At 40.0% G+C, this 14920-nt stretch carries 12 protein-coding genes; 8 read left to right on the top strand and 4 right to left on the bottom strand.

Annotated features, from left to right (window positions below; translation table 11 throughout):
• Positions 1 to 20: 20 nt before the first annotated feature.
• Positions 21 to 2150 carry a hypothetical protein gene (locus HGR01_RS34685; protein ID WP_228045674.1) on the bottom strand — a complete coding sequence of 710 codons (2130 nt, stop codon included), beginning with the start codon at positions 2148 to 2150 and terminating at the stop codon, positions 21 to 23.
• 399 nt (positions 2151 to 2549) lie between these two features.
• On the opposite strand from HGR01_RS34685, the gene HGR01_RS34680 reads away from it, so the two are divergent.
• From HGR01_RS34680 to HGR01_RS34660, 5 genes are all read left to right on the top strand, one after another.
• Positions 2550 to 2672: a hypothetical protein gene (locus HGR01_RS34680; RefSeq protein ID WP_255325321.1), complete on the top strand. Its 123-nt coding sequence runs from the start codon at positions 2550 to 2552 to the stop codon at positions 2670 to 2672.
• 144 nt (positions 2673 to 2816) lie between these two features.
• Positions 2817 to 3032 carry a hypothetical protein gene (locus HGR01_RS34675; RefSeq protein ID WP_045873314.1) on the top strand — a complete coding sequence of 72 codons (216 nt, stop codon included), beginning with the start codon at positions 2817 to 2819 and terminating at the stop codon, positions 3030 to 3032.
• A gap of 911 nt (positions 3033 to 3943) precedes the next feature.
• Positions 3944 to 5053: a glycosyltransferase family 4 protein gene (locus tag HGR01_RS34670; RefSeq protein ID WP_045873448.1), complete on the top strand. Its 1110-nt coding sequence runs from the start codon at positions 3944 to 3946 to the stop codon at positions 5051 to 5053.
• Positions 5054 to 5060: 7 nt separating this feature from the next.
• On the top strand, positions 5061 to 5192 hold the full coding sequence (locus tag HGR01_RS34665) for a hypothetical protein (protein WP_264264682.1): 132 nt from the start codon (positions 5061 to 5063) through the stop codon (positions 5190 to 5192).
• Positions 5161 to 6336 carry a glycosyltransferase family 4 protein gene (locus tag HGR01_RS34660; RefSeq protein ID WP_045873447.1) on the top strand — a complete coding sequence of 392 codons (1176 nt, stop codon included), beginning with the start codon at positions 5161 to 5163 and terminating at the stop codon, positions 6334 to 6336. The genes HGR01_RS34665 and HGR01_RS34660 overlap by 32 nt, the downstream gene beginning before the upstream one ends.
• A gap of 415 nt (positions 6337 to 6751) precedes the next feature.
• On the opposite strand, the gene HGR01_RS34655 is transcribed toward HGR01_RS34660, so the two are convergent.
• Together HGR01_RS34655 and HGR01_RS34650 are read right to left on the bottom strand one after the other, a co-directional pair.
• Positions 6752 to 7123: a hypothetical protein gene (locus HGR01_RS34655; protein WP_045873312.1), complete on the bottom strand. Its 372-nt coding sequence runs from the start codon at positions 7121 to 7123 to the stop codon at positions 6752 to 6754.
• 175 nt (positions 7124 to 7298) lie between these two features.
• Entirely contained in the window at positions 7299 to 7562 is a 264-nt protein-coding gene (locus tag HGR01_RS34650; RefSeq protein ID WP_045873311.1) for a hypothetical protein, read from the bottom strand.
• 637 nt (positions 7563 to 8199) lie between these two features.
• On the opposite strand from HGR01_RS34650, the gene HGR01_RS34645 reads away from it, so the two are divergent.
• The 3 genes from HGR01_RS34645 to HGR01_RS34635 all read left to right on the top strand — a co-directional run bounded on the left by HGR01_RS34645 (position 8200) and on the right by HGR01_RS34635 (position 12937).
• Positions 8200 to 9294: a serine/threonine-protein kinase gene (locus HGR01_RS34645; protein ID WP_045873310.1), complete on the top strand. Its 1095-nt coding sequence runs from the start codon at positions 8200 to 8202 to the stop codon at positions 9292 to 9294.
• Between the two features lie 482 nt (positions 9295 to 9776).
• Entirely contained in the window at positions 9777 to 11810 is a 2034-nt protein-coding gene (locus HGR01_RS34640) for a serine/threonine-protein kinase (RefSeq protein ID WP_052335356.1), read from the top strand.
• 104 nt (positions 11811 to 11914) lie between these two features.
• Positions 11915 to 12937 carry a WD40 repeat domain-containing protein gene (locus HGR01_RS34635; protein ID WP_045873309.1) on the top strand — a complete coding sequence of 341 codons (1023 nt, stop codon included), beginning with the start codon at positions 11915 to 11917 and terminating at the stop codon, positions 12935 to 12937.
• A 530-nt stretch (positions 12938 to 13467) separates the two neighbouring features.
• Here the strand turns inward: HGR01_RS34635 and HGR01_RS34630 are convergent.
• Complete coding sequence (locus tag HGR01_RS34630; RefSeq protein WP_045873308.1) at positions 13468 to 14727, bottom strand: pre-peptidase C-terminal domain-containing protein; 1260 nt, start codon at positions 14725 to 14727, stop codon at positions 13468 to 13470.
• Between the last annotated feature and the right edge of the window lie 193 nt (positions 14728 to 14920).

The following is a 14920-nucleotide window of genomic DNA, read 5'->3' as shown; positions in this document are numbered from 1 at the left end:
TTGGAAGATGGAAATTAAGATTATCCTCGCAGGCGATAGATCAGTACTTTGCCTTTCCAGTCTTCTTCTACAAACACTAAATACTCACCATCTGAACGGCGAAAAGCGCGGATACCGTGGGGAATATCAATCCAACCGCTTTCACCTGCAACTTCTGGGCCGGGTTTAAACTGTTTTACTTGTACTCCGGTGGCGGCGTTGTATACATGGACTTCTGCTGTCTTTAATGTCACAGCAAATACATAGTCTCCGGCTACACTCATGGACATTGTAGAGACTTCGCGCTTCCCTGTGGTGTCATGAGGTACTACGGTGCGCCATCGGGGAGTAGGATTGTCTTTTTGTTGACTCCAATTATCAAAGCGGACAATCTCAGAACCAACCACCCCACTATCATCACCAACTGGGGGATGATCGGTGGTGAAGCCTGACAAATACATCGTATCTGTATCCGGGAAATACTCAATCCGCCGCAAATCGGTAAATAGGCTGGGGGTTTTGTACTTTTGCATGGAACTATAAGTATAGATGGGGTTGCCATGCTCATCTAGTCCTTTTAAGGGATAGTGGCGAATACCAATACCATCTTGAGTCCGCAAGGTTTTCCAGACATCGCCTTTACTGTCTACCCACCAGCCGCCGAAGTAGGGATAATCTTCGCTAGTATCATACTCTCCTGAATCGAAGCCACCATTACCATTGCGATCGCGCCAAATCCATTCGCCTTTTTTTGGTTGATTTGGTGGCCAGTTACCAGCGATTGATTGTTTACCTTCGGCGTTCGTACCTACAAACATTCCCGATGGGATCGCGATTTTGCTTTTGTTGCTATTATCAAAACGATAAATTTGCAAAAAGCTGCTATACATATCTGTGAGGAACATAAAGCGCTTACCTTTGATACGCCTGATAAATGTTCCATCTGGGGATGTATGCAGACGTGGATCTTGAGGATATTTGAAGGGATTGAGAGTGTAATTTTTAAAAGTCCATTTCTTCCCAGCCGGCTGGCTGTAGTCCATGACAAAGTGTTCTTGCTTGGCAAACACATCAACGCCATCAGTTTGAGGATCTGCATCTGCATTATCCACAAATAGCAATCCCAACAATTGCCATAGTTTTTTTCCTGAGGGTGAAAACTTCCTTAAATCAGTCCCCGGTCTGTGGAAACCATTATTGCTAACGTAGATATTTCCAGCTGCATCTGTACCTACTGCTGTAATCCCGTAAAGTTTCAAATCTTGAACTTCCCCCGGATTACCTGCAAAAATCCCCCCCTTAATGCCGAAAGTCCCAACCTGTGTTGGCTTTTCAGTAACGTTATAAATCAATATTTGCTGACGCGGCCCATTATCGGCTATTAACAGTCTGCCTTGAGGATCGAGTGCGATCGCAGTTGGTTCGACAACTTTCGTAATCTCTTGTGGGAGTTTTTTTCCATCCTGGGAATAATGCAAAATCTTGGCAGAATTACTACTATTTTTATTTTGAATAATCCACAGATTACCTTGGCTATTGACAATTATTCCACCAGGTCTAGCAAAGCTAAAGCTGCGTAATTCCTTCATCGTTTCGGTACTATAAACGCGAATCCGATTTGCCGCAGCATCACTTATATATAATTCTTTTTTAAAAGTTGCTAATCCTGTCAATTCAGCTTTCTGACTGATAATTAACATACTTTTATCCCAACCACGACCCCCAGAAAATGGCGCAGGTTTACCAGATAAATCATACCTTCTAACGCAATACCAATTTGTGCCATCTGGAGGATAATCTTTCTCAGTTTTACCTATAGAACCTTGGGTTATAGCTAAGTAAATATATTTGTGATTAACTGCTATAGCTTTGCCACCCAGACGACTCCAACCGTGGGTATCATCCAGCATACCCACAATCTTGCCATCTTTATATATTCCTGCTTCTCTACCTGCTTCATCCCAAATACTATTGGTATATACAGTGCCATTAGCAGCAACATACATTGCATCTATATTATTTTGTACCCAATATTTTCCACCGCCAAAAGTATTACCAATCCACGATGTTTTGTAAGTGCTGGTTGGCGAACCACTCACAGTCCAACGTGTTGTCATGCTAAAAGAAGCGAAAACAACTCCCATTGTGAGACAGAGTAAAAATGTCAACATTTTTCTCTGTCGCGAATTACGTTGGAGAAACAGCGTTTTAATAAAATTTGCAAAATTGTAGCAGATAAGTTGAATTTTCTGCACGAAGCTAAAGTTCATAAAATCTCCAATGGTATCTGGTGCTGATGCTTAAAATTTTATTTGTAGCGTGGCAGAGCATATCGCAACCTATTACTTAGCAATTAAAACCTAAATTAATCAATTAGCTAACTGCAGTGTACTATTTCATACATTGCTTTTTTGAATCATGATTATCTAAATAATTAGATATTTAATTAGTGATAAAATAACAAAACTTTCCCAGTTATATAGTCAGCACTTTATGGCTGCTCAACGCCAATAAATTGACTGATGATCAGCTTTTAAAGTTGGGTTAGCAGACTACTATAACCCCGATTCATGAATACAACCCAAGCATATTATCTGTTGGGTAATACTAGTACAACAAGGCAAAAGTCAAAAGTGAGCCAGTGCGGTGGACGGGTTCCCAAGGCACTCCGTTGGGCGGCTTTGCCGACTTGAAGGAAGTGCCGTCGGCATAAAGCAACTGGCGAACTCCGCAGCTGACTTTTCACGGCATGTGGAAAAGGTCATTTTGATGGTTTCCCAAGCCCTGATTTCTCCGTTAGCTATTTTCATTAACTTAGAGTTATTGAGAATCAACCTGTGGAAAAAGCCACGCTTTTTGGAGGCTTGAGGACTTCCCGTGAAAAGTCAGACTCCGCAGGAGTCAAAATCAAAAGAAAGAATAGTTATAGCACAAGCCTTTTAGCAATTACAGATGGTCTGTTTCTCTTACAAAGTTTGGCGGGACGGAAACCGACACCGCCAACTTTGCGCTATTTACGCCGACTTGTACTAGATGTTTTGTTACAACCCTGACAAGAACTATTACCCGCTCTAGAATTTGCTAAAATTGACCGAATACTGAATCGGCGTTATAGGTCAGCACCAATTAAAATTAACTGTCAAAACCCTGGTGTATTTAATAGAAGATTAACTTTTATTGATTCTTTTACTTATTTTGCGGTCTGTTAATTAAATTTGTCTACCTGTAGAGCATAGATTATTGAATCATCATGATTAATCTTCCTTTAAAAGAATATACACATAAATAACAAAAACTTGACAGATATAATTTTATGTTCACCAAAAATTTATAAAAAACACATTATTTTTTTAAGGTAAATTTTATCAGTATTAATCTTTACTCTATGAGTTAAAAATATAGTAAAAATCAATACAGATTTTTGTTAAATGCATCAATTTTTACCAAAAGCTCTGACAATAATTTATCCTGGTATTGTTATTTGATGGTGATGAAGATGACATAATAGCTAGTTATTAAAAATATAAAACCCCATATTTGCAATATTTTGAATGCATTATATACCAGCTATAAAAGTATAATATTAATCTTTGATGCTGTTAAACAGTTAATAACAACACTAATAAAAAGTTCTTGACAGCGAAAAATATATCGCTTATAACAGAAAATTCTATCTAAATTATTCTTAATTGATGTTTGGCAATTTTTGAAAAAATTGTTAAAAACAAATTTGATGATGCTATAAATTGGCTGAAAAATATTCATAGCAATAGCAGTGAAAAGTGCTGATGATATGCTAAAGCGCCGAATAAAAGTACTAGCAACAGCAATTTATTGTTGAATTCAAAAGCAGGGTTGAGCTTGGTATGAAAATGCGAGGAAGCCAGTTCAACAGAACACAGGAGTAACATAGGTGGAAGGTAACACAGACAATTTCGCTTCAGCATCTATTCTCACTCTGGGAATGGGCTGGTTTCCCAAAACACCTGGAGGCTTAGAACGGTATATTTACGAACTAACTCATCAATTAGCAGCGAATCAAGACCATGTAGAATTATGTGGAGTTGGTTTACCAAATATAGAAAATCTGCCTATAAAATTAACTAACTTAGCTGAACCTGATGTTCCAATTTGGCAACGTTTATGGTCAATTCGTAGTAATTTTCGCAAAACTAGAATCGGCAAACCGGATGCTATTAATTTGCATTTTGCATTATATAGCTTCCCAATTTTAGATATTTTGCCCAAAGGAGTACCAATTACTTTTAATTTTCATGGCCCTTGGGCTTCTGAAAGTCAGCAAGAAGTAGCAAATCAAATGTTGAAAGTTTTGCTAAAGCGCTGGCTGATAGAACAAAGCACCTATAAACGCTGCGATCGCTTTATTGTCCTCAGCAAAGCCTTTGGCAATCTTCTCCATCAACAATATCAAATTCCCTGGAGCAAAATTCACGTTATTCCCGGTGGCGTTGATATTCAGCGATTTCAAGCCAACTTATCACGGCAAGATGCCAGAAGTAAATTAAACTGGCCTGATAACCGTCCAATATTATTTACATCCCGCCGCTTAGTGCATCGAGTGGGGGTAGATAAATTATTGGAAGCGATCGCAACTATTAAGCCCAGAATACCTGATGTGTGGTTAGCGATCGCAGGGCGCGGTCATATCCAAGCTGCACTACAACAGCAAGCTACAGAATTAGGACTAGAGGATAACGTTAAATTTTTAGGTTTTTTACCTGATGAGGATTTACCCTTAGCTTACCAAGCTGCTGATCTCACAATCATGCCCAGCCAATCTTTTGAAGGGTTTGGATTAGCAGTCGTAGAATCCTTAGCCTGTGGTACTCCCGTTATCTGTACCCCCGTTGGCGGAATGCCAGAAATTCTATCATCCTTCTCACCAGATTTACTTACCACTTCCACCGCAGCCTCAGCCATTGCTGAAAAATTAGAACAAGCACTACTGCAAAAGTTACCAATCCCTTCCAGAGAAACCTGTCACCAGTACGCAGCCACGCATTTCAACTGGCAAAAAATAGCCCAGCAGGTGAGGGAAGTTTTATTGGCGTGAGAGGAGGTTGGGGACTGGGGACTGGGGACTGGGGACTGGGGATAAGGAAGATGAGGGAGATGAAGGAGAAATACCCATTACCCATCAACAAACACCAAACACCAATTATGAAAATTCTGTTTTTAGATCAAAGTGGTAAGCCAGGGGGCGCAGAATTATGTTTGATAGATATTGCTAAACCTTACCGCGATCGCTCTCTTGTTGGGTTATTTGCTGATGGGCCTTTTAAAACTTTACTCCAAGAGCATCAGATTCCGGTGGAGGTTTTAACCAATCAAGCTATCTCTGTGCAAAAATCTAGCAGCTTTCTGCAAGGATTAGCCAGTTTTAAGCAACTTATACCTCTCATCGCCAAGGTAGTACAGATAGCTCAAGATTATGATGTTATTTACGCCAATACTCAAAAGGCATTAGTTATTGGTGCGATCGCAAGTTTTTTCGCTCGTCGTCCTCTGGTCTATCATTTGCATGATATTCTCTCAAAAGAGCATTTCAGCCAAACTAACCGCAGCATTGCTGTTAACTTAGCTAATTATTTTGCATCTTTAGTTATTGCTAATTCTCAAGCGAGTCAGAAAGCATTTATAGAAGCAGGCGGACGGGAAGATATTACTGCAGTTGTCTATAACGGCTTTGACTCAAAAATTTATCAAACCTGTGAGTCTGATATACAAAAATTAAAAGCAGAATTAGGGCTGACAGGAAAATTTGTAGTAGGACATTTTAGCCGTCTCTCACCTTGGAAAGGGCAACATATTTTAATAGATGCCATTGCCAAATGTCCCGAAGAAGTAACAGCAATTTTAGTTGGCGATGCACTTTTTGGTGAACAAGATTATGTGCAACAATTACACCAACAAATTGCTAAATTAGGGCTAGAAAACCGCATCAAGTTTTTAGGATTTCGTGCTGATATTCCGCAATTAATGGCAGCTTGTAACTTGGTTGCTCATACTTCCACTTTTGCAGAACCCTTTGGTAGAGTCATTGTTGAGGCGATGCTATGCGGTACACCTGTAGTCGCAGCCAAAGCTGGGGGTGCAATAGAATTAGTAGAACCGGGAATTAATGGTTTTTTAGTTAATCCTGGCGAAGCTGAGGAATTAGCACAAGTAATTAATATCTGTTTGCAAGACACAGATAAAATTACTGCTATGGCGAATCATGCGAGAAATATTGCTAGTCAGCGTTTTGATGTGACAAATATTAATCAACAAATTGCTCAATTATTATCCTCTAAATTTCCTGAACAAATATCGCCATCACTTCTAGCAAATTTATAAATAAAGTAGTGGACTGACATAGCTAAAATGTGGCAATAATTTTTCTTGTGGGGTAGACATCTTGTCCGCCCTGGACGCGTGAGACACCCATCCCACAAGAGTTTTTTTTATGCACTATTTTAGGCGTGTCAGCCCAGTAGGCAATACTTCTCGGTTAAGGATTTTTAACTCGAAATTTGGTTTGGGGAAAAGGTGAAAGGGTAAGGGTTAAAGGTTTTATCTTGCCCCTTTTCCCCTTCCCCTTTTGCCCTTAACCGACAAGTATTGGCCCAGTAGGATGCGTGACGAACTTCGTAACGCATCGAAGAATTTATAAACCCAATTGGATATCAGTGTTTGGTTGCAGCAAGAAAACCAAACCTACGTTTTTTGCTACATTTTTTTACTACAAATTAGATGGATTTAGCTGAATTAATTACAATCCAACTAATTCGCGAGATTCAAAATTAGTTAATTGTTGAGCAATCGCTAATCTCGCTTCCAACTTAGCGACACTAAACTGGTTACGCAAATATTCCAAATGAGCGATCGCATTTGCTTTATCACCAGTTAATCTAATTTGGGTGTCGATTGCTTTTTGGTATTCTTGATTCACCAGCAGCACTTCAAAACGACGTGCTTTGCGTTGAGCATCGTTTTTCAAATCCATATCAAAAGAGGCGCTACGATCAGCATTGCCTTCAAATCGGTTAATTTGCTGTTGAACTGCCATTAACTGAGAGTCTATTTCATTCACTCTTTGGGCAGCTTGAACTATTGCATCTGGATAATAACTCAGTTGCATCATCAAATAATCTTCCTTGCCAAAAATATTGACCGAAAATCTAGCTATATTGCTATAGCTTTACTAGCGAATTGGTGAAAAATTCTGGGAGCAAACTTTAATCTTTCACCGCTAATTTGTGATTGATATATAATTAGAAATGAGGGGTAAAAATTCAGCACTTTGCCTTTCGCAGTAATTACGCCACTTCTCTTAGTTGCGATTGATTATTTATCTCTGAGAATGAGAGCGATAGTTGTTCAGCTTGTGGTACAGCCGCTTGTTCCAAAACAGTTACTTCGATGTTCACACTCACTAAATAACTGCCTGTATCAGCACCAACCGCATCAGCAATTATTTTGGCAATATCTGGGCGTTTTGCAGTGAGTGGATCGCGCAAAATACACCGATCCCATTCATGTTTAGCAGTGGGATTAAGGTTGAGAATGTAGTGCTTCATCATAGAATTTTTAATCCATCTTCCAGAAAACTGCTACAGAGCCATTTTGCACTTCAACAGGCTTTGTGGGCGCTATACTATCATTATAGTACATTTGTACGCCATTGTGTGAAATTCAAGCATACAAAAGGGTTTCAAAACAAAGGGATTTGGCAGCAAGAAGTTGGGGGAAGGGGTAAAGGGGAAAGGTTTTGTGTTTTACCCTTCCCCTTTAACCTTTTCCCTTTCCCCACCTCGTCTACTTAAGTAAGTGCTATTCGAGCCTAGACTGTGTCCTAAATTGTATTTTATTAAACAATAGAATACGCCTTTATATTCGGTAATTACGTAAATATTTAGTGGATTTCGCATTTTTTATTAAAAACTCATAATCACCTGGACATTTGTGAAGTCTTTTACAATAGGTGAATTAAATTATTTAGCAGGAATATAACCATTTAATATGCAGCGTTTTACTGCTTACTAGTAAGCCACTTAATTTCTCTTGAAAAATATTATATCTTTTTAAAATTTTTACGGGCTGTTTTGTATTTATACAGTGTCAAATATCATGATTTAGCAAAGATATAGTATTTCTACTAGCGCTCAGTTGTCTTTATCTGTAAATTAAAGGCAAGCAGAGAGTAGTAATTCTTGAGAGATGAATATAATTTCCCCGCAAATGAAGTATTTCCACGAGTCTATATTGCAGCAAACTCGACTGAGTCAGATGTGCGGAACTCAAGAGCTATTTCGCGATCGCTATGAAATTGTCAGAATTTTAGGTAGAGGTGGTTTTGGGATCACCTATTTAGCAAAAAATGCAATATTACCAGGTCAACCTTGGTGTGTAATTAAGCAACTTTCTCCTAAGGTAACTAATACCAGTATTTGGGAAAAAGCTTATCAGAGATTTGAAAAAGAAGCACAAACTTTAGCAAAATTGGGTAGTCATCCTCAAATACCTATGCTGTTAGACTACTTTGAGGTTAATGGCACCTTTTATTTAGTTCAAGAGTATATACATGGTTATAATTTAGCCTTCGATGTGAAACGCAACGGGCCAAAAAACGAAGCTGAAGTTAAGCAGTTTTTAAAGGAAATATTACCAGTATTAGAGTATCTGCACGAAAATCAAATCATGCATCGTGATATCAAGCCTCAGAACTTATTACGTTGCAAATATGACCAAAGGTTTGTGCTGATTGATTTTGGTGCAGTCAAAGAAGAATTAGCTGATGTTTGTGGAAATTCTCGCGATGATGATGCTACTGGTACTTTTGTGGGGACGATAGGATTTGCACCACCAGAACAGTTTTCTCTACATTCTGTTTATGCTAGTGACATTTATGCGCTAGGTATGACTTGTCTTTATTTACTAACTGGTAAAGGGCCTCTAGAATTTGCCTACGATCACAATAATGATGAAGTTTGCTGGCAACAAGAAGTTAATGTTAGCAGCAATTTTGCCAAAATTTTAGGTAAAATGCTCAAGATTTCTTTAAAAGAGCGTTTTCAAACAGTTGAAGAATTGAAAAGAGCTTTAGAGTGGGAAGAGTATGCACCCGCATTAACTGGATGTTTAGCTATCCAAACCCCTAGAGTTATTAATAAAACCAAAGCAAAAGAGTCTACTTCACAGATGTACTTACCTTCTATTCAAAGAACTGCGATCGCGATTCGAGAATGGAAAGAAAAACGTAAGGAAAAAGAAGCATACAATAATTTGAAACAATGCTTACATAAAGTTAAGTAAAAGGCAGTAAGCAAAAGGGAACAGGTGTTAAAGCTAATTTACTTTTCGTTCCATACTGCCATCTTTTTATTTCGGGTTTTCAGTAATATTTAAATTTTTGGGTAGCGAATGATATAGATCTGATATTTGATTGGTGAAAAAATCCGTATACTTTATACCAATTATTCTCGTTTTCCTACCCAAACCCATAATTTCAGACATCAAATCGGATTGCCATAGCCAAGTAAATATTCTCTGACTTGCTTTTTTACAATACTGCCAAATTAGATTATTATATAATCGAGAAATAATTCTACTGGCTCTTTTGGTTTTCCCCAAATTGAGGAAAATTGACTATAATCTACAAACGCTGACTATATTAAGTAATTCCCCATTCCCAATACAGGGATTTTCTACCACCACTACAACAGAGCCAATCTACCAACAGGGAAATTGCGGGTCAAACTTAGCATAAATTGTCATGCAGTAGCGCCTGTCACATCATGATCTGCTGCTTAAATCCCGATTGTTCAAATCCTTTAAATCCTGATGAAAATAAGTTTTGCCAATCTTGTAATACCCCACTCATCAGCCTTTTAAGAAATCGCTTCCGTGTTATTCGCGTGCTTTCTGATGAGGGGGGATTTGGTAGAACTTACCTATCACAAGATGTAGATAAACTACATGAACGTTGCGTGATCAAGCAATTAGCTCCGAAGTTCCAAGGAACTTGGTCACAAAAAAAAGCGATGGAGTTATTTGCAGAAGAAGCTAAACGCCTGCAACAACTCGGAGAACATCCGCAAATTCCCACACTTTTAGCTTATTTTGAGCAAGATCACTGCCTATATTTAGTGCAGCAGTTTATTAATGGGCATAATTTGTTAACGGAGTTACACAAACGCAAAACCTATAAAGATAAAGAAATTATCGAAATCTTAAATGATTTACTCCCGATTCTGAAATTTATTCACGCTCGCGGAGTTATTCATCGCGATCTCAAGCCAGAAAATATTATTCGCCGTCATAGTGATAGACGCTTATGTTTAATAGATTTTGGTTCCTCAAAGCAGTTAACAGCCAGAGTCCAAAATAAAACTGGTACTTCTATTGGTTCTCATGGTTACTCGCCAATTGAACAAATTAGAGATGGTCAAGCTTATCCTGCTAGTGATTTATTTGGTTTGGGGACTACTTGCTTTCATTTATTAACAGGAATTTCTCCCTTTCAATTGTGGACAGAACATGGATATTCTTGGGTGACAAATTGGCGACAATATTTGCGTAGTCCCCTGAATTCAGAATTGGATAAGCTGTTGGATAAGCTGTTACAAAAAGATATCCGCCACCGCTATCAATCAGTTGATGAAGTCATCAAAGATTTGTCATTTAAACAACCACTGCGACTGCTGCCTTCTGTTAAATTAACTGGTAAAACCCCAAAAACTCAAACCCAACGTTTACCTAAAAAACATAACTTCTTCAGACTTTTGGTCTTAACATCTGCAGCAACTCTACTGTTTGGATTTGGCGAATCTTGGTATAAACAACTATACAAACTCCAAACCAATTTATCTTCTCGCCTGACTCAAGTTCATAATCATCGCGATCGCAGCGATGCAGTTTTGGATCAGCCACAGATAGCTTTGGGGAACATTTCCTTGGCTAATACCTTACAAACCAACGACAATGGCATTGTATCTGTGGCTATTAGTCCTAATGGTCGGTTGCTAGCAAGTAATAGCGATCGCACAATCCAAGTATGGAATCTCGCCACTGGTAAGGAAGTCTCCAACTTGAAGGGCCACTCCCAACGGGTGAATGTCGTGGCGATTAGTCCTAATGGCAAAATTTTGGTGAGTGGTAGTGAGGACAGCACTATCAAAGTTTGGAATTTATCCACAGGTAAATTAATCCGTACCTTGGAAGGACATACAGATTCGGTTCATGCTTTAGTAATTAGCGCCGATGGTAAAACCCTTGCTAGTGGAAGTGATGATAACACCATCAAACTGTGGAATCTGGAAACGGGTAAGCATATCCGCACCTTGGTAGGACATGAATTTTGGGTGCGATCGATTGCTATGAGTCCAAATGGTCAAATTTTGGCTAGCGGTAGTTTTGACAAGACTATCAAGCTGTGGAATGTCGCTAAAGGCTACGCAATTCGTACCCTCGTAGGGGATGGAAAAACTATTACATCGCTTGCTATTAGTCCGGATGGCAGAATATTAGCTAGTGCCAACCGCGATCGCACAATTAAACTCTGGAACTTATCTAATGGAACAGCAATTCGCACCCTCTCTGGTCATGTAAATACAGTTACATCTCTAGCTATGAGTCCAGATGGTAAAACCTTAGCTAGTGGGAGCCGCGATCGCACAATTAAACTGTGGAATCTATCTAATGGGGAGAATATCTTAACACTAAATGGGCACAGAAATACTGTAAACTCTATTACTTTTAGTTCTAATGGTCAAACCATCATTAGCGGTAGTGAGGACAATACTATAAAGATTTGGTATATACGTAAGTAAAAAATCTGAGCTTACAATATAATACTCTTTTATACAGTCAGTAATTCTATCGAAATGCTTGCTATATTGTGCAGCATAAGGATAATGCCACTGGGAGATCTGCGATGTCTGTAAATAAAACTAACTCCGCACTGCGAGTCCTCACAGCCACAGTCTTCCTGCTTTCGGGAGTCGGGGGCGTTGTGTCTTCGGACATTCCCTCCGTTGCCACTGGTGAGACATCTTCTCCAAAACTTCCAGTATCAGATGTCTTAACTCTCAAAGGCAATTCTGGATCGGTGAAAGGCGTTGCTATCAGCCCCAATGGTAAGACCTTGGCTAGTGTAAGTACAGATAATCAGATCAAACTGTGGAATTTAGCTACAGGCAAAGAAATTCGGACTCTAGAAGGTCATACTAACTGGGTAAATTCCGTAGTGTTTAGCCCAGATGGCAAAACTCTTGCCAGTGGTAGCTTAGATAAGACGATTAAGTTGTGGGATGTGGCTAGTGGTAAAGAAATCCGCACTCTCAAAGGACATCTCTTATCTGTTGAATCTATATCCTTCAGCCGAGATGGTACTAAATTGGCTAGTGCTAGCTGGGATCAAACCCTAAAAGTTTGGGATGTGGCTACTGGAGAAGTGATACGCACACTCAAAGGACAGTGCGACATATTTAATTCTGTAGCTTTTAGTCCAGATGGTAATACTGTTGTTAGTAGCAATCATTTTGATAAGAATGTCAAACTGTGGAATATTTCCACTGGAGAAGTCATACATACCCTCAGTGGTCATACTGATGTAGTTAATTCCGTAGCCGTTAGTCCAGATGGTCAAACCGTAGCTAGTGGTAGTTGGGATGGCACAATCAAACTATGGAATGCCTCAACAGGAAGAGAAATCACTACCCTCAGAGGTGATAACAAAAGAGTTTGGTCTGTAGCCTTCAGTGCCGATAGCAAACATCTAGTCAGTGGTGGCTGGGATGGTACCGTCAGAGTGTGGAATGTCCCAGAAAAGCAAGAAATACAGACTTTAACAGGGCATAAAAGCAAAATTTGGGCTGTAGCCTTTAACCCAGATGGCAAGACTGTTGTGAGTGCTAGCAAAGACACCACTATCAAAGTTTGGCCAGTAGTACAGTAAGGGACTTCCAACTTTTCTTGGCAGGGGGCAGGGAGCAGGCAGTGGTGTCAACTTAAGGTGAAACCCGCTTGGTTGCAAGGTTTTGCCCTCACCCCCAGCCCCTCTCCCACAGGGAGACGGGAGCAAGAGATTTAGTTCCCCTTCTCCCGGGGGAGAAGGGGTTAGGGGATGAGGGCGCGAGGTATTTGTACAACGCCCGCCCTATATAGCTTTTAGCTTAAGTTGACACAACTGGGGAGCAGGGAGCAGGGGGAAAATAAAAATATTCTCGGACTATATTTGGATAATTTATTTTCAGGAAGTCCCTAAGAACTTATTTTGCTTGGGTTTGGGTGTCGGGTGTTTGATATTTTCACCCATTACCCATTACCCCTTATCCCCAGAGGGGGCCCCGAGTTCCCCAATCCCCAATCCCCAATCCCCATTACCCCTTATCCCCAGAGGGGGCCCCGAGTTCCCCAATCCCCAATCCCCAATCCCCATTACCCCTTATCCCCAGAGGGGGCCCCGAGTTCCCCAGTCCCCAATCCCTAATACATCGTCAAGCGATATCTACCACGTTGTTGCGGATTATTAGAAACTACCACGACATAGTAAGTATCATCTTCAGGCAACCTAGCTCTGTCAATCAGGGCGCTATACTTACCATCTTTACCATTATCCGTAGCAACAATTTTGCCTTGAGAATTTAATAAGACTAGATAAGGAGAAAATTCTTCAAAAACGCTATCTACACGAATACTAACTAGCTGATCTTTTTTCCCCTCAAACTTAGATACATTGTAGGGGTTTTTATTTTGCTTGAGGGTAAGACTTTGGGCGGTTAGTTCACCAGATTCGTCTAAATTATAGCTAGCCCTATCATTTCTCAGTGCTAAACTATAGCGGCCTGTATCTCCTGGGTTACTACTAGTAACTGCGATGGTATATGTGCCTTGAACAGGTAGTCTCACAAATACAAATGCATCTTTAATCCCGCCTGTTGTTTGGGCGCTGCTGCGTTTGACAATAACATTATTATCGGGGTCAAGCAGAAACATATAAGGGGTGAGACTCAAGTTATTAGAACGGCGTGTATCAGTACTACCACCTAGGCGAATTTGGATGAGTTGGTTTTCTCTCCCTTCAAATTGATAGAAGTGAAAATACCTACCTTGAGACTGGAAATCACCTTTACCTAAAATACCGAAGGCGAAATCTACAAAGTTAATTGGCTTGTATTTGAGATTTTTCGGTGGAGAAACTGGCGCAGGCTGGCGATTTGGCCTGTTACCTGTTGATGGTTGAGTACTTGGTTGATAACGACTAGGACTAGGACGGGTAGAACCATTATTTGAGGGTTGAGGCGCTGGTGTGGTATCTACTGGTTGAGAAGTCCTCGGTTTGGGAGTAGGTTCGGGTGCAGTATCTACTGGTTGAGAAGTTCTCGGTTTGGGAGTAGGTGCTGGTGTGGTATCTACTGGTTGAGATGGACTAGGCTGAGAAGTAGGCGCTGGTGCAGAATTTGTGGTTGCAGGGGGTACACGTGGCGGTATGGGTGAATCAATAGGTTGCTTAGGCTGTGAAGATGCAGGTGGTGGAGTAGTAGGAATCTGTTCAATTCCTTGTTCTACAGCCTCCGGTTGCCTTTCATCTGGTGTTTTAGCGATAGTAAATTTTACTGTAGATTGGGGAATTGTTAAAGCACCAATAGGTAGAGAATAACTGGTTAGTAACAAGCTACTACTCAGGGAAAATATTACACCTAAGTGCGATCGCAAAAGATATTTTTTATGATTTTTCTCTAGCATTTTTCACTCCTCATTTATTGCCTCAATTAAGCTGAGGCTAGGCACTGCAATTGGGCTAAAAATCATTGCCCAACCCAAAAAATCTGAATGGTGTCATCCCATTCAAAATGCAAAATTACTTCACCCTGAAATAGTGAGAGTATATATGCTCATCCACAACAAACCATATTCAACAGTGAGGATGCTGCTGGTA

Origin of the sequence: Tolypothrix sp. PCC 7712 (assembly GCF_025860405.1) — a bacterium.
GTDB lineage: Bacteria > Cyanobacteriota > Cyanobacteriia > Cyanobacteriales > Nostocaceae > Aulosira > Aulosira diplosiphon.
The sequence above is the reverse complement of the archived record's forward strand: the minus strand, read 5'-3'. Positions and strand labels throughout refer to the sequence as shown.